Origin of the sequence: Rhodococcus sp. PvP016 (genome assembly GCF_017832185.1) — a bacterium.
Lineage (GTDB): Bacteria > Actinomycetota > Actinomycetes > Mycobacteriales > Mycobacteriaceae > Rhodococcoides.
The window spans coordinates 3,249,717-3,269,032 of record NZ_JAFIBH010000001.1; the positions used below are offsets into that span (position 1 = coordinate 3,249,717).

General features: G+C 69.0%; 20 protein-coding genes and 4 tRNA genes. 10 read left to right on the forward strand and 14 right to left on the reverse strand.

Annotated elements, in window-relative coordinates; all coding sequences use genetic code 11:
* Positions 1-93: 93 nt before the first annotated feature.
* From pdxS to JOE30_RS15130, 10 genes are all read right to left on the reverse strand, one after another.
* Positions 94-1,029, reverse strand: coding sequence for a pyridoxal 5'-phosphate synthase lyase subunit PdxS (gene pdxS, locus JOE30_RS15085; protein ID WP_204867606.1), 936 nt, complete (start codon positions 1,027-1,029; stop codon positions 94-96).
* Between the two features lie 96 nt (positions 1,030-1,125).
* On the reverse strand, positions 1,126-2,142 hold the full coding sequence (locus JOE30_RS15090; protein ID WP_204867607.1) for an NUDIX domain-containing protein: 1,017 nt from the start codon (positions 2,140-2,142) through the stop codon (positions 1,126-1,128).
* Positions 2,142-3,266, reverse strand: coding sequence for a glycosyltransferase family 4 protein (locus JOE30_RS15095; protein WP_204867609.1), 1,125 nt, complete (start codon positions 3,264-3,266; stop codon positions 2,142-2,144). Before JOE30_RS15095 ends, JOE30_RS15090 begins: the two co-directional genes overlap by 1 nt.
* Entirely contained in the window at positions 3,263-4,177 is a 915-nt protein-coding gene (locus JOE30_RS15100; RefSeq protein WP_204867611.1) for a phosphatidylinositol mannoside acyltransferase, read from the reverse strand. Before JOE30_RS15100 ends, JOE30_RS15095 begins: the two co-directional genes overlap by 4 nt.
* Positions 4,174-4,857, reverse strand: coding sequence for a phosphatidylinositol phosphate synthase (gene pgsA, locus JOE30_RS15105; RefSeq protein ID WP_204867614.1), 684 nt, complete (start codon positions 4,855-4,857; stop codon positions 4,174-4,176). The genes JOE30_RS15100 and pgsA overlap by 4 nt, the downstream gene beginning before the upstream one ends.
* A 7-nt stretch (positions 4,858-4,864) precedes the next feature.
* Positions 4,865-5,425, reverse strand: coding sequence for an HIT domain-containing protein (locus JOE30_RS15110; protein ID WP_027505217.1), 561 nt, complete (start codon positions 5,423-5,425; stop codon positions 4,865-4,867).
* Positions 5,422-7,485, reverse strand: a complete 2,064-nt coding sequence (gene thrS, locus JOE30_RS15115) for a threonine--tRNA ligase (RefSeq protein WP_204870431.1) — start codon at positions 7,483-7,485, stop codon at positions 5,422-5,424. The genes JOE30_RS15110 and thrS overlap by 4 nt, the downstream gene beginning before the upstream one ends.
* Before the next feature lie 137 nt (positions 7,486-7,622).
* Positions 7,623-8,378 carry a (2Fe-2S)-binding protein gene (locus JOE30_RS21695; RefSeq protein ID WP_204867615.1) on the reverse strand — a complete coding sequence of 252 codons (756 nt, stop codon included), beginning with the start codon at positions 8,376-8,378 and terminating at the stop codon, positions 7,623-7,625.
* Positions 8,357-8,794: a TIGR02611 family protein gene (locus JOE30_RS15125; RefSeq protein WP_204870432.1), complete on the reverse strand. Its 438-nt coding sequence runs from the start codon at positions 8,792-8,794 to the stop codon at positions 8,357-8,359. The genes JOE30_RS21695 and JOE30_RS15125 overlap by 22 nt, the downstream gene beginning before the upstream one ends.
* A gap of 150 nt (positions 8,795-8,944) precedes the next feature.
* Positions 8,945-9,016 (reverse strand) — tRNA-Val (locus tag JOE30_RS15130).
* A gap of 236 nt (positions 9,017-9,252) precedes the next feature.
* On the opposite strand from JOE30_RS15130, the gene JOE30_RS15135 reads away from it, so the two are divergent.
* The 3 genes from JOE30_RS15135 (at position 9,253) to JOE30_RS15145 (ending at position 9,541) form a co-directional block, all read left to right on the forward strand.
* Positions 9,253-9,325: transfer RNA gene (locus tag JOE30_RS15135), tRNA-Gly, on the forward strand.
* Between the two features lie 49 nt (positions 9,326-9,374).
* Positions 9,375-9,445 (forward strand) — tRNA-Cys (locus JOE30_RS15140).
* A gap of 21 nt (positions 9,446-9,466) precedes the next feature.
* Positions 9,467-9,541 (forward strand) — tRNA-Val (locus tag JOE30_RS15145).
* A gap of 46 nt (positions 9,542-9,587) precedes the next feature.
* Here the strand turns inward: JOE30_RS15145 and JOE30_RS15150 are convergent.
* Positions 9,588-9,830 (reverse strand): hypothetical protein, encoded by a 243-nt coding sequence (locus tag JOE30_RS15150; RefSeq protein WP_204867617.1) that lies wholly within the window; start codon positions 9,828-9,830, stop codon positions 9,588-9,590.
* A gap of 185 nt (positions 9,831-10,015) precedes the next feature.
* Here JOE30_RS15150 and JOE30_RS15155 point away from each other — a divergent pair, with 185 nt between their 5' ends.
* Positions 10,016-10,312, forward strand: a complete 297-nt coding sequence (locus tag JOE30_RS15155; protein ID WP_204867619.1) for a hypothetical protein — start codon at positions 10,016-10,018, stop codon at positions 10,310-10,312.
* A 42-nt stretch (positions 10,313-10,354) separates the two neighbouring features.
* Complete coding sequence (locus tag JOE30_RS15160) at positions 10,355-10,852, forward strand: GNAT family N-acetyltransferase (protein WP_307806194.1); 498 nt, start codon at positions 10,355-10,357, stop codon at positions 10,850-10,852.
* A gap of 7 nt (positions 10,853-10,859) precedes the next feature.
* On the opposite strand, the gene zapE is transcribed toward JOE30_RS15160, so the two are convergent.
* Positions 10,860-11,870 carry a cell division protein ZapE gene (gene zapE / locus JOE30_RS15165; RefSeq protein WP_204867621.1) on the reverse strand — a complete coding sequence of 337 codons (1,011 nt, stop codon included), beginning with the start codon at positions 11,868-11,870 and terminating at the stop codon, positions 10,860-10,862.
* Positions 11,871-11,895: 25 nt separating this feature from the next.
* Here zapE and JOE30_RS15170 point away from each other — a divergent pair, with 25 nt between their 5' ends.
* The 4 genes from JOE30_RS15170 to msrB are packed head-to-tail and all read left to right on the forward strand — an operon-like array spanning position 11,896 to position 15,970.
* The gene (locus tag JOE30_RS15170; RefSeq protein WP_204867624.1) at positions 11,896-12,660 is read left to right on the forward strand and encodes a pyrimidine reductase family protein; all 765 of its coding nucleotides are present in this window, start codon (positions 11,896-11,898) and stop codon (positions 12,658-12,660) included.
* Between the two features lie 4 nt (positions 12,661-12,664).
* Positions 12,665-14,242, forward strand: a complete 1,578-nt coding sequence (locus tag JOE30_RS15175) for an alpha/beta hydrolase (RefSeq protein ID WP_239532388.1) — start codon at positions 12,665-12,667, stop codon at positions 14,240-14,242.
* A gap of 21 nt (positions 14,243-14,263) precedes the next feature.
* Positions 14,264-15,538: a glycosyltransferase family 87 protein gene (locus tag JOE30_RS15180; protein WP_204867626.1), complete on the forward strand. Its 1,275-nt coding sequence runs from the start codon at positions 14,264-14,266 to the stop codon at positions 15,536-15,538.
* A 9-nt stretch (positions 15,539-15,547) separates the two neighbouring features.
* The gene (msrB, locus tag JOE30_RS15185; RefSeq protein WP_027505209.1) at positions 15,548-15,970 is read left to right on the forward strand and encodes a peptide-methionine (R)-S-oxide reductase MsrB; all 423 of its coding nucleotides are present in this window, start codon (positions 15,548-15,550) and stop codon (positions 15,968-15,970) included.
* Here the strand turns inward: msrB and JOE30_RS15190 are convergent.
* Positions 15,948-16,448, reverse strand: coding sequence for an SRPBCC domain-containing protein (locus JOE30_RS15190; protein WP_204867628.1), 501 nt, complete (start codon positions 16,446-16,448; stop codon positions 15,948-15,950). The genes msrB and JOE30_RS15190 overlap by 23 nt on opposite strands.
* A gap of 111 nt (positions 16,449-16,559) precedes the next feature.
* On the opposite strand from JOE30_RS15190, the gene JOE30_RS15195 reads away from it, so the two are divergent.
* Positions 16,560-17,018, forward strand: a complete 459-nt coding sequence (locus JOE30_RS15195; RefSeq protein WP_056444801.1) for a MaoC family dehydratase — start codon at positions 16,560-16,562, stop codon at positions 17,016-17,018.
* Here the strand turns inward: JOE30_RS15195 and JOE30_RS15200 are convergent.
* Complete coding sequence (locus tag JOE30_RS15200; protein WP_204867630.1) at positions 17,009-19,306, reverse strand: molybdopterin-dependent oxidoreductase; 2,298 nt, start codon at positions 19,304-19,306, stop codon at positions 17,009-17,011. The genes JOE30_RS15195 and JOE30_RS15200 overlap by 10 nt on opposite strands.
* Positions 19,307-19,316: the final 10 nt, after the last annotated feature.

Consider the following 19,316-nt stretch of genomic DNA (forward strand, 5'->3'; position numbering starts at 1 on the left):
ATCAGAGGCCGTTCGACGACAGTTCGGGCGTACTCGCGGGAGGTGGGGACTCGCGGGAGGTGGGGGCTCGCGGGGACGAGAGGTGGTGTCAGATCACCAGCCGCGCTCGGCGAGGCGGTGCGGCTGCGGGATCTCGTCGACGTTGATGCCGACCATGGCCTCACCCAGGCCGCGGGAGACCTTCGCCAGCACGTCCGGGTCGTCGAAGAAGGTGGTGGCCTTGACGATGGCGGCAGCGCGCTGCTCGGGGTTGCCGGACTTGAAGATGCCGGAGCCGACGAAGACACCCTCGGCGCCGAGCTGCATCATCATCGCGGCGTCCGCCGGGGTGGCGATGCCACCGGCGGTGAACAGGGTGACGGGGAGCTTGCCCGCGCGGGCGACCTCGACGACGAGATCGTAGGGAGCTTGCAGCTCCTTGGCGGCGACGTACAGCTCGTCCTCGGGCAGCGACGTCAGGTGGCGGATCTGGTCACGCAGGGTGCGCATGTGCGTGGTGGCGTTGGACACGTCGCCGGTGCCGGCCTCGCCCTTCGAGCGGATCATGGCCGCGCCCTCGGTGATTCGGCGCAGCGCCTCGCCGAGGTTGGTCGCACCACAGACGAAGGGAACCGTGAACTTCCACTTGTCGATGTGGTTCGCGTAGTCCGCGGGGGTCAGCACCTCGGACTCGTCGACGTAGTCGACGCCGAGGCTCTGCAGGATCTGCGCCTCGACGAAGTGGCCGATGCGTGCCTTCGCCATGACGGGGATGCTGACCGAGGAGATGATGCTGTCGATCATGTCGGGATCGCTCATCCGCGAGACGCCGCCCTGCGCGCGGATGTCCGCGGGCACGCGCTCGAGGGCCATGACGGCGACGGCGCCGGACTGCTCTGCGATCTTGGCCTGGTCGGCGGTGACCACGTCCATGATGACGCCACCCTTGAGCATCTCTGCCATGCCGCGTTTGACGCGGGCGGTTCCGGTGGACGGCGTGGCGTCCTGCTCGGACGGGAGGGTGGTGGTCACGGTGGTCTCCTCAGGCATGCGGGAATGTGTGCACCGCGAGCCTAGGCTCAGCTGGACCTCGTCGCGATAACCACTTCGACCACACTGGCCCGCTATGGCTGCCATCACACCAGGTCAGTGGATGGCGCGCACGTCCGGATCGGTGCGGAGAGCCAGCACTGTGTCCGCCTCGTCGAGCAGCTCCGCCATCGCGCGCGGATAGACCGCGTCGCCCGAGGCGGCCAGTGACCGGATCTCGTCCGCCGTGCACCACCGGTGTCCGGTGACGACGCGTCGCTCGAGCTCCGTGAAGCCTGTGCGCACCGGCTCGAACGCCTCGGCGCGGAGGGCGAAGAACAGCTCCTCCGACCGGATCACGACGCCGTCGAAGGAGAACGTCGCGGTCCGACGCCACATGGGCCCGCGCAGGTCCTCCGCCGAGGCGACCATGCCGGTCTCCTCACGCAGTTCGCGAACGGCGGCGTCGCGCAGGGTCTCCCCCACCTCGACACCCCCACCGATGGTGAACCAGAAGTGCACGTTTGGCACCGCCGGATCGTGACCCCGCAGCAGCAGTACGCGGCCGCGGCCGTCGAGCAGCACGACGCGCGCCGATGTCCGAGTCGATGCGCCCTCGACCTCCTCGAGGGTCGCCTCGCTCTCGGAGAGCTCGAAGTAGGTCGGCATCGCGGCCGTTCCGCCGAGTCGGAGCAGGCGCACGGGTCGCCGCGATCGCAGTGCGACGGTGTCGCGGACCGCGTCGTTGTGGAACCGCCGAGCAATCTGCACCCGCGCCTCCGCGTCGGCGAGTTCGGAGATCATCTGTGGATTCAGCCGGGCGAGGTCGATACGGCCCAGCGCGACGGACACCGCGTTCTCGGCGCGCTCCCGGTCGGCGCGCTCCGCCCGTTCCGCCCGATCCGCGAGCGTCGTCAGCGTGCGGCTCTCCACCGATCCCGGCGCGTCCAGGGCGGCCGCGACGGCGCGTGTGACCACCGACCGGCGAGCCAGTGCGGCTTCGAGCGACTGCCAGGAGCGGTCCGAGCGCACGTGCAGTCGGTCGAGACGGTGCGCCGTCGAGTAGGCCCACAGGCCGAGGAACAGGACCAGCAGTGCCACGACCACGACAGCGGCGGCCACCCAGAACGTCATCAGTCGATCACCTTCACCGTGCGACCGGCCACCGCGACCGCTTCGTACACTCGGACGATCTGCTCCGCGACGACGGGCCAGTCGTAGGACACGGCGGCGCGGCTCGCCTGGCGCACCAGGTCGGCCCGCTCGTCGTCGTCGGACAGCACGCGGATCACCGCGTCCGCCATGGCCTCGGAATCGCCCACCGGGAAGAGCACACCGGCCGTACCGTCCCGCAGCACGCGGCGGAACGCGTCCAGGTTGCTCGCGACCACGGGCGCGCCCGCGGCCATGGCCTCCACCAGCACGATGCCGAAGCTCTCGCCGCCGGTGTTGGGAGCACAGTAGATGTCGGCACTGCGCAGTGCCGACGCCTTCTCGGCGTCCGTCGTCTGGCCCAGGAAGCGGAAGTGCTTCGCCAGGTCGCCGGCCTCCCGGCACAGCTTCTGCTCGTCGCCGCGGCCCACGACCAGCACCTCGATGTCCGGGAACACCGCGGCGATCGGCCGGAGCGCGGCCAGCAGGGTCTGCATGCCCTTGCGTGGCTCGTCGTAGCGGCCGATGAACACCAGCGTCCGACCCGGCCGGGGGTACCCGGGCAGCACGGGCGCCGTCGCGAACGCGGGAACGTGGACCCCGTTCGGGATCTCCACCGCATCGGACCCCAGAGCCTCCACCTGCCACCGCCGCGCCAGCTCCGAGACGGCGATGCGCCCGGCGATCTTCTCGTGATACGGGCGCAGCACACCCTGAAAGGTGCTCAGCAGCAACGACTTCGTGGTCGAGGCGTGGAACGTGGCCACGATCGGACCGTCGGCGATCTTGAGCGACAGCATCGACAGACTGGGCGCGTTCGGCTCATGGATGTGCAGCACCTCGAACTCGCCCTTCTCGATCCACGCCCGGATGCGGGTGTAGGTCACCGGACCGAACGCCAGGCGCGCCACCGAGCCGTTGTACGGGAAGCTCAGGGCCTTGCCCGTCGAGACGACGAAATCGGGCAGCGCCGTCTCGTCGCTCGCCGGAGCCAGGACGCTGACACGGTGACCGCGCTGGATCAGCACCTCGGCCAGCTCCGCGACGTGCGCCTGCACACCACCCGGGACATCGAACGAGTACGGGCAGACGATGCCGATCTTCACCGGTCGGCCTCACCGGTCATGCGGTCACGACGGCCCTGCGAGAGGTCGTCCCACCACAGCGGCTGCAGCATGTGCCAGTCGGCCGGATGCGCGGCGATGTTGGCGGCGAAGTGGTCGGCGAGAGACTGGGTGGCCTGCTCGACGCCGGCGGAGACATCGATCGGGGGCTCGATCGAGAAACCCCAGCCGGTGGGGGTGAACCAGCAGTGCACCGGGAGCAGAGCTGCACCGGTGTCGATCGCGAGGCGCGCGGGTCCGGCCGGCATGCGGGTCGGCTCCCCGAAGAACGTGACGGGCACCCCGTGGCGGGCGAGGTCGCGCTCACCGAGGAGGCACACGACCTTTCCGTCTCGCAGACGCTCGGAGAGTTGCTCGAACGGCGGGCGTTCCCCGCCGCTGAGCGGAAAGATCTCGAACCCGAGGGACTCGCGGTACGCAACGAAGCGCTGGTAGAGCGACTCCGGCTGCAACCGTTCGGCCACCGTGGTGAACTGGCCGCGGGTGCGAGTGAGCCAGACGCCCGCCATGTCCCAGTTCCCGCTGTGCGGGAGGGCGAGCACGGCGCCGCGGCCGGACGCCAGTGCCGCGTCCAGATGTTCCTGACCGACGACGGCGTCGTCGATGGCCGCGGCCTGCGCCGCGAGATCCATGGACGGCAACCGGAACGCTTCGCGCCAGTACCGCGCGTAGGAGCGCACCGACGCCTGCACGAGGTCGTCCGGCACCGCGTCCGCGGTGGTGCCCAGCACGCGGGCGAGGTTGCGGCGCAGCTGCTCCGGGCCACCGTTGCGGCGCGCGGCGAGGTCGGCGCCGGCGTCGAAGAGCCGGGTCGCGACGCCGTCGGGCAGCGCCCGGACGACCCGCCATCCGGCGATGTATCCCGCGGCGCCGAGCCGCTCCGACAGACTCATCCAGCCGTGCTGTCCGGCTCGATCCGGTTGGCCTTCGGCTGGATCGGAATGATGTCGCGGGCGCCGGCGGAGTTACGGACGGCCAGCACACGCTGGAACACCGTGACGATGCTCGCGGCGGCCAGGAAGTACGTCGCGACGGGCAGCGCGAACTGCAGCCAACTGAGATCGGCGAGTTGGCCGATACCGGTGAGCCCGGATCCGACGAGGACGATCACCAGGCGGTCCGGACGTTCGATCAGGCCTCCGTCGGCAGACAGTCCGCTCGCCTCGGCACGGGCCTTGGCGTAGGAGATGACCTGCGACGTCACCAGGCAGACGAGCATCGCGACGAACAGCGGCCGATCGTTCTGGTGGAAGACCGCCCACCACGACAACCCGGCGAAGATGGCGCCGTCGGCCACGCGGTCGCACGTCGCATCGAGCACGGCGCCGTACTTGCTGCCGCCGCCCCGGGCACGTGCCATCGCACCGTCGAGCATGTCGAACATGACGAACAGCCAGATCACCAGCGTGCCGATGAACAGATGGTCCGTGGGGAACAGCGTGATCGCGGCGACGACGCTCGCGACGGTGCCGATGATGGTGACGGAGTCCGGCGTGAGACCGGTGCTGTTGAGGGCGCGGCCCAGCGGCGCGGTGACCTTGGACGCCGATGCCCTACCGAAGATGCTCAGCACGACGGAGTCAGTCCTTCCACGCGGCGGCGAGCAATGCGCGAGTGTCTCGGAGGAGTTGCGGCATGACCTTCGCGCCGCCGATGACGGTGATGAAGTTGGCGTCTCCGCCCCACCGCGGGACGACGTGCTGGTGCAGGTGTTCGGCGAGCGAACCGCCTGCGGGCGCACCGAGATTGAGGCCGACGTTGAACCCGTGCGGACGCGAGACGCGCTTCATCGTGCGGATCGCGTGCTGCGTGAACCGCATCAGCTCCACGCTCTCCTCGTCCGTGAGGTCCTCGAGGTCGGCCACCTTGCGGTACGGCACCACCATCAGGTGACCCGGGTTGTACGGGTAGAGATTCAGCACCGCGTACACGTGCTCCCCGCGCGCGACGATGAGCCCGTCCTCGTCCTCCAGCGTGGGAATCTGAGTGAACGGCTCCGACGCCATCTTGTCGTCGACCTTGGGAGCCGTCGCGATGTAGGACATCCGGTGCGGGGACCAGAGCCGCTGCAGGCGGTCCTCGTCACCCGTCCCGGTGTCCACGATGGCTCCCGCGTCGGCGGTGGCGTCGTCCTCGCTCATGCTCCGTCACTCCCACCGGGGATGGTGTCGAAGGTGTCCGCCGTCGGGGACTCGTTGCGGCGCTGCGCCACCCACGAGGCCACCGCCGCGACCGCGTCGTCGACAGGGACACCGTTGATCTGAGTGCCGTCACGGAAGCGGAAGCTCACCGCACCGGCATCCGCGTCGTTCTGCCCGGCCAGCAGCATGAACGGCACCTTCTGCGTGGTGTGGTTGCGGATCTTCTTCTGCATGCGGTCGTCACTGGCGTCGACCTCGGCTCGGATTCCCGCCTTCCGCAGCGCGGCGATCACACCGAAGAGGTGGTCCGCGTACGCCTCGGCGACGGGGATGCCCACCACCTGCACGGGGGCGAGCCACGCCGGGAAGGCACCCGCGTAGTGCTCGGTCAGCACGCCGAAGAAGCGTTCGATGGAACCGAACAGTGCGCGGTGGATCATGACCGGGCGCGTCTTCACACCGTCGTTGCCGGTGTACTCGAGGCCGAAACGGTCGGGCAGGTTGAAGTCGAGCTGAATGGTCGACATCTGCCACGTCCGGCCGAGCGCATCCTTCGCCTGCACCGAGATCTTGGGCCCGTAGAACGCGGCGCCGCCCGGATCGGGAACGAGGTGCAGCCCGGAGGCCGCGGCGACCTCGGCGAGGGTGGCGGTGGCCTCCTCCCACACCTCGTCGGAGCCGACGGACTTGTCGGGGTTGCGGGTCGACAACTCGAGGTAGAAATCGTCGAGGCCGTAGTCCTTCAACAGTCCGAGGACGAAGTTCAGGGTGTTCGTGAGCTCGTCGTGCATCTGCTCACGGGTGCAGTAGATGTGGGCATCGTCCTGCGTCATGCCGCGCACTCGGGTCAGCCCGTGGATGACGCCCGACTTCTCGTAGCGGTACACCGACCCGAACTCGAAGAGCCGCAACGGAAGCTCGCGGTAGGAGCGGCCGCGGGAGTCGAAGATCAGGTTGTGCATCGGGCAGTTCATCGGCTTGAGGTAGTAGTCCTGGCCGGGCTTGCGCACCGTGCCGTCCTCGGCCAGCTCCGCGTCGAGATGCATCGCGGGGAACATGCCGTCCTTGTACCAGTCGAGGTGACCGGAGACCTCGTACAGCGTGCTCTTGGTGATGTGCGGTGAGTAGACGAACTCGTAGCCCTGCTCGACATGGCGCTGGCGTGAGTAGTCCTCGAGCTCCTTGCGGACGATGCCGCCCTTCGGATGGAACACCGGCAGGCCGGATCCCAACTCGTCGGGGAAGCTGAACAGGTCCAGCTCCGACCCCAGCTTGCGGTGATCGCGACGCTCGGCCTCCGCGAGCAGTTCGAGGTACGCGTCGAGCGCCTCCTGCGACTCCCACGCGGTGCCGTACACGCGCTGCAGATCGGCCTTCGACTGATCGCCGCGCCAGTACGCGGCCGAGCTGCGCGTGAGCTTGAACGCCGGAATGTACTTGGTGGTGGGCACGTGCGGGCCGCGGCACAGATCGCCCCACTCGCGATCGCCGGTCCGCGGGTTCAGGTTGTCGTAGGCGGTGAGCTCTCCCCCACCCACCTCCATGACCTCGGGATCGTCGACCGAGCCCTTGTCGTCGACGAGTTCGAGCTTGTACGGCTCGTCGGCCAGCTCGGCCTTGGCGGCGTCGAGAGAGTCGTAGACGCGCCGTGAGAAGCGCTGACCACTCTTGATGATCTGCTTCATCTTCTTCTCGAGCTTGGTCAGGTCCTCCGGCGTGAACGGGTTCTCCACGTCGAAGTCGTAGTAGAAGCCGTTCTCGATGGGCGGGCCGATACCCAGCTTCGCGTTCGGGAACATCTCCTGGACCGCCTGGGCCAGCACGTGCGCGGCCGAGTGGCGGATGACGCTGCGGCCGTCCTCACTGTCGGCGCGCACGGGCTCGACCTCGGTGTCCGCCTCGGGCGCCCACGACAGGTCGCGCAGTCGTCCCTCCTCGTCCCGGACCACCACGATGGCGTCCGGCCCCTTGTTGGGAAGGCCGGTGTCGCGCAGCGCCGTTCCGGCGGTCGTCCCTGCGGCCACGCTGATGCGAGGTGCGAGGACAGCGGAATCGGGCATGCTCACGGTGATGCGCTCCTACGGACGTGGGTCGGTGCCGCCCGCGTGGGGCGGCAGCGACAGGGGTGGGTCGGGTGTCGTGCACAGCGTATCGGCATCGGAGACGCGGCAGACACCTCGCCCGAACGCCTGGCGCGTCAGAGAAGCGCCGACCACCGTCGGGCTCTGTCCTCGGGGGCGCGACGCGGGCAGCTGACGCACATGTCGACCCCGGCCTCGAAGACCAGACAGCACGATCCGCGACGGACGACGCGGCGAGAGTGTGCATCCGGCGCACTCCCGGTCGCCGGCGTGACGATCGCGTCCGCCGTCACGTCCACGAAACGCGGTTCGGGGAACCGATGCGTCCGAGACTGCGACGTGAGGAGCCGCGCGGCCGCAGTGGCGTCGGCCACGCGTCCGAGTGCGGACGCCACGTCGAGCACCCGGTTGGCCACGGAATCCGAGGCGATCGCCCACAGACTCGGCGCCGACAGCCCCGGTACGCGCTGCGCGAGACCTCCGACCATGCGCTCGACCAGGTCGGCCATGGCTGTGTCCGCGGACGGCGCCACCGTGGGCGACGTCAGCGCGGCGACGGTCCCGGTGTCGCCGATCGCCGTCACCGCATCGGGGGCCGTCGGGTCGACGCAGTGTCCGGTGACGAGGATCTGCGCGCCGAGGACCAGTGCGACCGTCGAACTGGAGCCGTACCACCACAGCGTCGCGCCCGTGGTGTCCGAGACGTCCGGCCACCGCGCGGCGGACCGAGCGAGCGCGACGTCGAGAAGCGCGGGATCCGCGATGTTCCAGCCGTCCCCGGGCGGGACCATCATGAGGTTCGCGGTCCACGGGAGCGCCCGCGCGGTGCGCGTGACGATGTCCGCGGCGGTCAGAGTGGGCTCTGCAGCCACGCCCAGTCCAGGCCCACCCAGCCGGCGACCAGCTCGAGTGCGCCGAGCAGCCACAGCGTGGCGAGTACGACGACGGTGGTCAACAGTGCGCCGAGTCCCTTGACGACGATGTTCTGTCGACCGAACCACTCCATGAACGTGTCGTACCGCGCGCGCACCCAGTGCAGGACTGTCTTGGCCCATGCGAACTCGGAGGCGAGGATGCCGAGACCGGCGAAGACGATGAGCCAACCGGGACCGGGATAAGGGATGGCGACGATGCCGAGGGCGAGGACGACGGTTCCCACCGCGGCGACCGCGATGCGGTAGGCACGGTCCACGGTCGGCCGCGAGGCGATGCCGTCACGCCACTCGCGGTACCGGCTGCGCTCGTCGCGCTCGCCGTCGCCGCGCTCACGCGATCCGGAGTCCGTCACCGCGGACGGGTCGGCAGTCGCTGCTCGCTCTGCGGGGGCGACCCTGTCTGCGGGGGCCTTGTCGGTACTCACCAGGTCACCATACCCGGGGGCACCGGCCCAGGAACGGCGAAAGGCCCCCGCTGCTGCGAGGGCCTGTCGTCTTCTCTGTGGTCCCGGCTGGGATCGAACCAGCGACCTTCCCGGTGTGAACGGGACGCTCTTCCACTGAGCCACGGGACCGGGCCGCGTGCGAGCACGCCGTCCGAACGAGGGGAAACGTTAACACGTCTCCGAGGGTGCTCCCAACACGGACCCCGACCGCCGCCGGCCACTGCTGCGACCGACCGACCCTGCGGCGGTCGTGACAGGAGTGACGGCAGGGAAACACGATGTGAACAGCGGATTTGTGACTTCCGGCCGACGTGGGCTAATGTTTCGAACCGCACCACGGAGGCGGAAACGCCACCGAGGAGTGTGCGGACGTGGCGCAGCTGGTAGCGCACAACCTTGCCAAGGTTGGGGTCGCGGGTTCGAATCCCGTCGTCCGCTCGAGGGTATCGAGTCCTCGGTTCTCACGAGCCGGGGTTCTCGTCACCACGGTGGAGTGGCCGAGTGGTGAGGCAACGGCCTGCAAAGCCGTGCACACGGGTTCGATTCCCGTCTCCACCTCGTCACCCGTCACCGGGTCCCGCGCGATTAGCTCAGCGGGAGAGCGCTTCCCTGACACGGAAGAGGTCACTGGTTCAATCCCAGTATCGCGCACCATCACACGAAGCCCCCGTCCTCGGACGGGGGCTTCGTGCGTTCCGCCTCATCCCACGCGATACCGCTCGAACAGCTCGTCGAGGTGCCGCGTCGTCGTCTCGTCGTCGACGTAGTCCACCTCGTCGCGCGTCGTCACGTGCACGTGATCGTGGGCGTACTGGATCCACTCGAAATCCGCCACCAGCTGATCGCTGCCGTACGCGCCGGCCTCGTCGACGGCCTTCTGAACCGCTGCCTTGACTCGGTCCACGCGACCCGTGAAGTACTGCAGCGTCATCTGTTCGCTCATGTCGATCCTCTCGTCGTCACACTCGTGCGTCGCATGCGTCGCTGTCGTTCATCCTCCGCCTACCCGATCGTCCGGTGTCGTGAACGACACGTCTTCGGCGCCGCGAGTGAGAAGACACAACGACGAACGGCCGTCGATCACTCGAATCGCCGTGTGCGTCCGGCGCAGGGTGATTGACTTGCCACATGCCTACCTGGGGTTGGTTCGTCGTGGCTCTCGTGGTCATCGATCTCGCCGTCGTCGTCACCTGGTTCGCGCTGCGACACCGCACCGCCGCCGCACGGACGGAGACCGTCGACCGTCATCCCGTCGACGCCGAGACGCACACCGCCGTGGCCGCTCTGGTGCACGCTCGCAAGCCGGCGCAGGCGATGTCGCTGCTGCGCGATCGCACGGGAATGCCTCTGCGACAGGCGAAGAACGTGGTGGACGCCGTGGAGGCGGCGGACCGCCCCCACGCCGGCCACCCTCGATCGGCCTGACTGGTGGCGACACAGCCCACGAGACGCGCCACGCACGCCGACGTGCCGACCCTCGCCGATCTGGCGGCACGAACCTTCCCCCTGGCGTGTCCACCGGGAACCCTGCAGGAAGACATCGACCACTTCATGGCGACCGTGCTGTCGGAGTCGGCGTTCCACGCCTACCTCGACGACGACGACCGCATCGTGCGCGTGGCTCCGCAGGGCACCGCAGTGGTCGGGTACACGATGCTGATCCTGTCTGCGTCGACCGACCCGGACGTGTCGAGAGCCCTCACGGCCACAGACGCCGTGGAGGTGAGCAAGATGTACAGCGACCCTGCCGCGCACGGCACGGGAGTTGCTGCAGCACTGATGGAGTCGGCCGCGGACGAGGCTCGACTGCTCGGCCGCAGCGCGCTGTGGCTCGGAGTGAACCAGCAGAACGCCCGCGCGCTGGCGTTCTATCGGCGTCGCGGTTTCCGGCAGCTGGGAGAGAAGCGTTTCGCGCTGGGAGCCGTGCTGCACGAGGACTTCGTCATGCAGCGCGACCTCACCTGACGCCGACTCAGACGGAGGCGAAGCGCGAGAGCGCCAGCAGTCGCGATGTCGCGCGCAGGTACTTCTTCCGGTATCCGCCCTGGAGCATCTCCTCGGTGAAGAGCTCGTCGAGCTTCGCACCCGACACGGTGACCGGCGTACCCGCGTCGTACAGGCGGTCGGCCAGCACGACGAGGCGCAGCGCCACGGACTGGTCGGGTGCCGCGTGGACGTTCTCGATGAAGACTGCCGTGACACCGTCGATCAGCTTCCCGTAGCGCGACGGGTGCAGGGTACTGAGATGCTTCACCAACGCGTCGAAATCGTCGAGCGTCGATCCCTCGACGGCCGCCGCGGCGGCCTCGATCTGGTCCGCGCCGATCGGGTCCGGAGCCGGGGGCAGGTCGCGGTGCCGGTAGTCGGGACCGTCGACACGAATGGACTCGAAGATCGAGCCGAGCTTCTTGATCTCACGCAGGAAGTCCTGAGCGGCGAAGCGGCCCTCGCCCAACTGGCCGGGCAGCGTGTTGGACGTCGCGACGATGGAGACGCCCGTGGCGGCCAGCTCGGTGAGCAACCGGGACACCAGCATCGTGTCGCCCGGATCGTCGAGCTCGAACTCGTCGATGCACAGCACGCTGTGCCCGGACAGCTCGTCGAGCGCCTTCGTGAATCCGAGAGCTCCGACGACGTGCGTCAGCTCGACGAAGGTGCCGAACGCCTTGGGCTCCGGCGACGCGTGGAAGATCGACGCCAGCAGGTGGGTCTTGCCGACACCGAACCCGCCGTCGAGATACAGACCCGCGCCGGAGGCCGGGGTCTTCTTCCCGAACAGGCCGCGCTTCCCGCCGGACCGGATCTTCGCGACCTTGCCGGCGAACTCCTCCGCCTTGCGCACGGCCTCGGCCTGCGTGGGCTCGTTCGGGTCGGGGATGTAGGACGCGAAACTCACGTCGTCGAACATCGCCGGCGGCACCATCTGGGCGATCAGCTGGTCGGCGGGCACCACGGGATCGCGGTCGACGAGGCGTTGTGGCATGGGTCGAGGTTAACGACGTGGTGTGATGGCTTTTGTGCAGCGTATCGATAATGGGACCTACCTCACAGTGACCGACGACGATCTCACCGATCTCTACGCGTATCCGGCCGAACTCCACTCCCCCTGGATCCGCGTCAACTTCGTGGCGGGCATCGACGGTGCGGTGTCGCAGGACGGGGTGTCCGGTGGCCTGGGGACCCCTGCCGACAAGGCGGTCTTCGGCGAGCTTCGCGCGCTGGCCGATGCCGTCCTGGTGGGATCGGGCACCGTCACGGCAGAGAACTACGGCGGTGTCGAGGTGTCCGACGCGGTGCGCGCCGCGCGCACCGCGCGCGGTCAGAGCGAGGTCCCCCCGATCGTCGTGGTGACCGGCTCGGCGAGCGTCGACCCCGAGTCCACGCTCGTCACCGGCGCGGAGGTACCGCCGATCGTTCTGACCACCTCGCACGCGCCCGAGGACAAGGTGCAGGCACTGCGCGACGCCGGGCTCACCGTCGTCCGCGCCGACGGCGACCTCACCGGCGACGTCGTGGTCGCACTGCTGCAGGACCTCGGCCTGCAGCGAGTGCTGTGCGAGGGCGGGCCCGGACTCTTCGGATCGCTTCTCGCAGCAGATGTCGTCGACGAGGTCTGCGTGACCACCTCGCCCACCCTCAGCGCCGGGACCTCGGGCCGGATGGCCACGTCCGACGCCGCCGTCGACCGCCCGATGACCCCGGGCCACATCCTGCTCGACGACGACGGAACCATCCTGGTGCGCTGGGTACGTGCGCGCGAGATGGCACGCTGAACGTATGCAGATGTCGAGGTTCGGGTCACGGCTCGCCGCCCTGACGGCCGTCGTCGTGGTCGCCGCCGCGTGCGGGGCCGGACCGTCGACGCGTCCGGACGTGGCGATCGAGGGTGGATCGGCCGGGTCGGACGGCGGGCCCGCGACGACCGAACCCACCGACGAGGGACCGCCTCCCCTCGAGGCACCGGTCACCGACCTGAACTGGACCGACTGCACGGCCCGCGCCACTGCGGCTCGCGGGATCACGGCCGCACCGGGAGTGCTGGTGGACTGCGCGACGTTCCCCGCGCCCATCGACCGCACCGTCGCCTCGGACGGCACGTTCGAACTCTCTGCGGTCCGCGTACGCACGGCCGCCACGCCGGCGGACGCGGCGCCGTTGGTCTACACGTCCGGCACCGATCGGCCGTCGTCCGCGGACATGGCGGCGCTCGCCGCGCAGCCGGACACAGCGCTCCTCGACGCCCACCCGATCGTCGGTGTCGATCGGCGCGGCATCGGCAACTCCGCGCCGTTCGACTGCTACTCGGGTGCCACGTCCACCCGCGACGCGCTGACCGACCTCGGGCAGTACTCACCCGGCACCGACGCGGCCGACAAGGTCGCGACCCTCGCCCGCGAGGCGACGATCGCATGCACCGACTTCCTGCTTCCCGAGGCACTCATCTTCGGGGTCACCAACAGCGCCGACGACCTCGAGGCGCTCCGGGAGGCGTGGGGAGTGCGGGCCCTGTCGTTCCTGGGATCGGGCAACGGCGCCCTCGTCGCGCTCGGATACGCGGCCGCGTACGGCGACCACGTCGCCCGCCTCGTCCTCGACTCCCCCACCAGCGTCATCACCGATGCCGTCACCAGCGCCGAGCAGACCGTGCGCGGGGAGGAGGCCGCCCTGACGGCGTTCGCCACCCGATGCGCCGCCGCCGGATGCTCGCTCGGGGCGGATCCGCGATCACAGGTGGTGGAGCTGTTCCGTCGCGCCGACGCCGGTGACCTCGCACCGCTGTCCGGCGCCACCGTTCGACAGGCAGTCGTCCACCTGCTGGCATATCCGTCCACCGCCGACGGCGCCGAGCGGGTGCGCTCCACGTCGGACACGGTGGCAGGTGCCCTCGCGGGGAACACCACCGCACTCGACGACGCGGTCGACGAGGTGCGCGCCCTGACCGAGACCGACGGTCATTTCGTGAGCCGCTGCACCGACGGCCAGCAGTGGCCCGCGCCCGACCGGGTCCGCGAGCTGCAGACGTCGTGGTCGGGCCAGTACCCGGCGTTCGGTGCGACGGCGGCGTTGAACCTGCTCACCTGCTCGGCGTGGCCGGCGACCACCCCGCCGCCCGTCCCCTCCACCCTGGGGCTCCCGGTCCTGGTTCTCAGCGGGAACGCCGACGCCGTCACCGGTACGGAGCCGCTCCCGGCGGTCACGGGAGCGCTGGGTGCCGCCGGCGCGGCCACCACGACGATCACCTGGGACGGCATCGGACACCCCGTGTCGGTGGGCTCCGGGTGCGGGCGCGCGGCCGTCGCGACGTACCTCGAAACGGGCGACGTGCCGGAAGGCGGTAATGCGTGTCCGGCCTAGTTGCCGGGGTACCGTCTCCGGGTGTCGTTCCGTCATCTCGAACCGCGAACAGGTGAGACCACCGCGCAGGTGATCCGTTTCGCGTTGTGGCCCATCGCCATCCTGACGGTCCTCAATCGCGTGATCGTCAAGGCCGTCAACGGCAACATCACCGACGATTTCCGCCCGGTCTACAACGCCGCGTTGGCATTCCTGAACCGGCGCGAGGTCTACACGGCGAACTTCGACTCGGTCGACCCGCACTATCTCTATCCCCCGAGCGGGACGCTGATCATCGCGCCGCTGGCCGTGCTGGACCCCGAGCGGTCACGCTGGTTGTTCATCGGCGTCAACGCCGTCGCCGTGATCGTCGCGCTCTACCTGCTGCTCCGCATGTTCCAGCTCGGCCTGTCGTCGGTGGCCGCACCGGTGGTGCTGCTCGCCGCGTTCTCCACCGAGACCGTCACCAACACACTGATCTTCACCAACATCAACGGCCTGATCCTGCTCGGCGAAGTGCTGTTCATGATGCTGCTGCTGAGGCGGCACCCGTACTGGTCCGGCGCCGCCATCGGCCTGACGATCGCCGTCAAACCGACGCTCGCACCGCTGCTTCTGCTGCCGCTCGTCCGCAAGGAGTGGCGCGTCTTCGTCACCGCCGTCGGTATCCCGGTCGTTCTGACGCTGCTCGCCCTCCCGCTGTCGGTCGACCCGATGGCCTTCGTCTCCCACACGGTGCCCTACCTCCTCGAGACGCGGGACTACTTCAACAGCGCGATCGTCGGTAACGGCCTCTACTACGGACTGCCGACCGCGCTGGTGCTGGCGCTCCGAGCCGTGTTCGCCGTGATGGTGCTCGTGTCCCTGTGGTTGCTGTGGAAGTACTACCGCCACGACGAACTGTTCTTCGTGACCACCGCGGGTGGGTTGCTGCTGGTCGCCTCGTTCCTGCTCGCGTCGCTGGGCCAGATGTACTACTCGATGATGCTGTTCCCGCTGATCATGTCGGTGGTGCTGCGCAACTCGGTGATGCGCAACTGGCCGGCGTGGCTCGCCGTGTACGGATTCCTCAGCTACGACAGCTGGCTCGTCGGCCGTTTCCCGGAGTTCGGGCGCTCCATCGAATACCTCCGCACGACGTGGGGTTGGTCGCTGATCATCATCGTGATCTTCGCCGTGCTCGTCGGTCGCTATCTCACCGCGCGCCGCGAGGGCCGGCTGGACGGCGGCATCGATCCGGCGTTCCTGCTCGACGAGAACACGACCTCGCCGAAGCCTGTACCTGCGACGACAGCAGGAACCGCGGCCACGCATTAGCGTGGAGGCATGAGTTCCGCACCAGAAAAGAAGCCCACGTTCGAGCTGTCCGACGACGAGTGGCGTACCAAGCTCACCGCAGCCGAGTACGCCGTGCTGCGCAAGGCCGGCACCGAACGGCCGTTCGTCGGTGAGTACACCGACACCACCACCGAGGGCGTCTACAAGTGCCGTGCCTGTGACGCCGAACTGTTCCGCAGCACCGAGAAGTTCGAGTCCCACTGCGGGTGGCCGTCCTTCTTCGATCCCAAGGACACCGACGCCGTGATCCTGAAGGTCGACCGGTCGATGGGCATGAAGCGCACCGAGGTTCTGTGCAGCAACTGCCACAGCCACCTCGGCCACGTCTTCGAGGGCGAGGGCTACCCCACCCCGACCGATCAGCGGTACTGCATCAACTCGATCTCGCTCACGCTGGAGCCGAAGGGCTGAGCGAGCCGTAGTACCCACACTGGGACGGGTGGTAGTCGTCGAAGGACGGCGACCACCCGTTCACGTGTGTGGAGACCAGCACGTCGAGGTAGTACTCCCACCCGGGGCCGATGTCCTCGAGGCCGTCCGTCGTCGTCAGGTGGTGACGGAACGTCAGCGTGGTCCCGTCTCCCGTGGCCCTGAGCGTCACGTCGAACGTCCACCCGTCGGACTCCAGAGCGAGATACCGCGGGGCGTCACACGCCAGGATCGTCAGGTCGGAGGCGGGTGCGTTCTCCTCGAACCCCATCGTCACCCGCACGGTGCTGCCGGCCCCGGGCCTTCCCTCCCAGCTGCCGTACCACCGCGCGGTGCGCTCACTGACGGTGATGCTGTCCCAGACGTCCCCGAGCGAGACGTCCAGGACGCGCTCCAGCACGAGGTCGACACCCGTCTCGGTGCGCTCGAGCCTGCCGGTGGGTTCCGGGTGCGATGTCATCGGCGCATCGTACTGCGCTCTGCCTGCACACAGGCCGGGTCCGCGCGGCCGGATGTGGCGCCCCGACAGAGGTTCTGTGCAGAACGGCTCGCCGCCGCTAGTGTCGGCTCCATGCGTACTTTCACGTCCGCGGACGACATCGTGTCCGCCCTCGGCGAGACCATCGGCACCAGCGACTGGCTGGAGATCACGCAGGAGCGCGTGAACCAGTTCGCCGACGCCACCGGCGACCACCAGTGGATCCACGTGGATCCCGAGCGCGCCGCGAAGGAGAGCCCCTTCGGCGGTCCCGTCGCCCACGGATACCTCACGCTGTCCCTGCTGCCGGCCCTGTCCTGGCAGACCTACACGGTCGAGAACTCCACGATGGGAGTCAACTACGGCAGCAACAAGGTTCGCTTCGTCAATCCCGTGCTCGTCGGGTCGCGCGTTCGCCTGACGGCGGTCCTCGCCGCAGCGGATCGGCTGGACGGCGGAGCGGTGCAGATGACCGTCGATTCGACCATCGAGATCGAGGGTGCAACGAAGCCCGCGCTGGTCGCCCAGGTCATCAGCCGCGTCTACTTCTGACGCACGTCCCCACGATCGACGAACTCCGGCTGATCGTGCGCGCGGATCGCCGGCAGTTCGCCGGTCCACTTCTCGACGTCCACGAGTACGTGCTGACCGGTGGATCCCTGCGCGAGCGACGACGTTCCGCGGTCGGCGGTGAGCACGTTCGGGTTGCCGTGCACGCACATCGAGCGCGGGTCCGACGGATCGAGCGGGTCGTACCAGGCGCCGGTCGACAGCTGCACCACACGCTCGCGCAGGCGGTCGTCGACGACGAGCCCCGCAAGGCACGAGCCACGGTCGTTGAACACCCGCACCACGTCGCCGTCGCGTAGTCCGCGCGCCGCGGCGTCCGCGGGATGCATCCGCATCGGTTCTCGGCCCCGGATCTTCGACGCGAGGCTCACGGCGCCGTGATCGAGTTGGCTGTGCAACCGGGTCCGCGGTTGATTCGCGATCAGGTGCAGCGGGAACGACTGTGCGCGTTCACCGTTCAGCCACTCGTCCGGTGCGTACCACCGTGGGTGTCCCCCGCAGTCGGCGTAGCCGAACGACTCGATGTCGGCCGAGAAGATCTCGATGCGCCCGCTCGGTGTCCGCAAGGGGGCTCGCTCGGGATCGTCGCGAAAATCGGACAGCAGCGTGAGACCGTCCTCGGTGTCCATCCGGAACGTTCCCTCCGTCCAGAACTCGTCGAACACGGGCGGCGTCACCCGTCCCGCATCGGCCACGAAACGTCGCCATTGTTCGTAGAGGTGCCGCAGCCAGTCGGCGGACGAGCGCCCCTCCGTGAACTCGTACTCGACGCCGAGCTCCCGGGCGAGCAGCGCGAAGGTGTCGTAGTCGTCGCGGCTGTCGGCGAACGGCGGAACGGCAGCCTGCATCGCGACGAGCAGCGGGTCGTTGCGAGTGCAGCTCAGGTCGTCGCGCTCGAGCGTCGTCGTCGACGGCACCACGAAGTCCGCGTGCCGTGCCATCGGCGTCCAGTACGGCTCGTGCACGACGATGGTCTCGGGTCGAGCCAGTGCGGTGCGCAACCGGCCGATGTCCTGGTGGTGGTGGAACGGGTTGCCGCCTGCCCAGTGCAGCAGCCGGATGTCCGGATACGTCGACGAGGTACCGTCCGCGTCGTACCGCCCACCCGGGTTCAGCAGCATGTCCGAGATCGCAGCGACCGGAATCGACGTCGACACAGCGTTGAGGCCCTGGGGCAGCGTGGGCAGCGGATACGGCACGGGTGCCAGGCCGGGTTCGTTCATCGACCCGTAGCCGTGGCCGAAGCCCGCGCCGGGCACACCGACGCCGCCGAGCATCGCGGCGAGCGTGAGACCCATCCACGGCGCCTGCTCCCCGTGGCGGATGCGCTGCAGTGACCAGGTGACGGTGACCAGCGTGGTGGCGCGAGCCATGCGCCGCGCCAGGGCGGTGATGTCCGACGCCGGGACGCCCGTCAGACTCTGCGCCCACTCCGGTGACTTCGGGACACCGTCCGTCTCGCCGAGCAGGTAGCGCTCGAAGACGTCGTACCCGGTGGTGTACCGCTGCAGGAACGCGGTGTCGTGCAACCCCTCCGAGGCGAGCACGTGTGCCAACCCCAGCATGAGGGCGACGTCCGACCCCGGTACGGGTGCGATCCACTCCGCCGCTCCGTCGGTGTCGTCCCGCAGCGGCGAGATCGAGACGATGCGGCCGCCGCGCGCACGGAGGCGATGCAGCGCGTCGCGCGTCGGATGATCGCTGGTGCCACCGTGATTGACCGACGTGTTCTTCAGCGGAACCCCACCGAACGCGACCAGCAGATCGGTGTGCTCGGCGATCACGTCCCACGAGGTGGAGCGCGAGAACATCTTCCAGTGCGTCCCCATGACCCGCGGCATGATCGTGCCGGTGGCGCCGAGGGAGTAGCTGCCCACCGACCGCGTGTAGCCACCGAGGGTGTTCAGGAACCGGTGAACCTGGCTCTGCGCGTGGTGGAACCGGCCCGCGCTGCCCCACCCGTAGGACCCACCGAAGACGGCCTCGTTGCCGTGCTCGCGCAGGACTCGACGGAACTCGCCGGCGAGCAGGGGGAGGAACTCGTCCCACTCCATCTCGACGAACGCGTCGGCGCCACGCTCGGTGGACGGCCCGGGACCGTTCTCGAGCCAGCCTCGGCGCACCGCCGGTCGACGGATGCGCGAGCGATGGGTCACCGACCCGGGAACGTTGCCCAGGATCGGGGACGGATCGGCGTCGCCCGTCGGCGGACGGACCGCGACCACGTCCCGGCCGTCCGTGTCGGCGGTGTACATGCCGAAGTGGGCCATGTGCTGCACC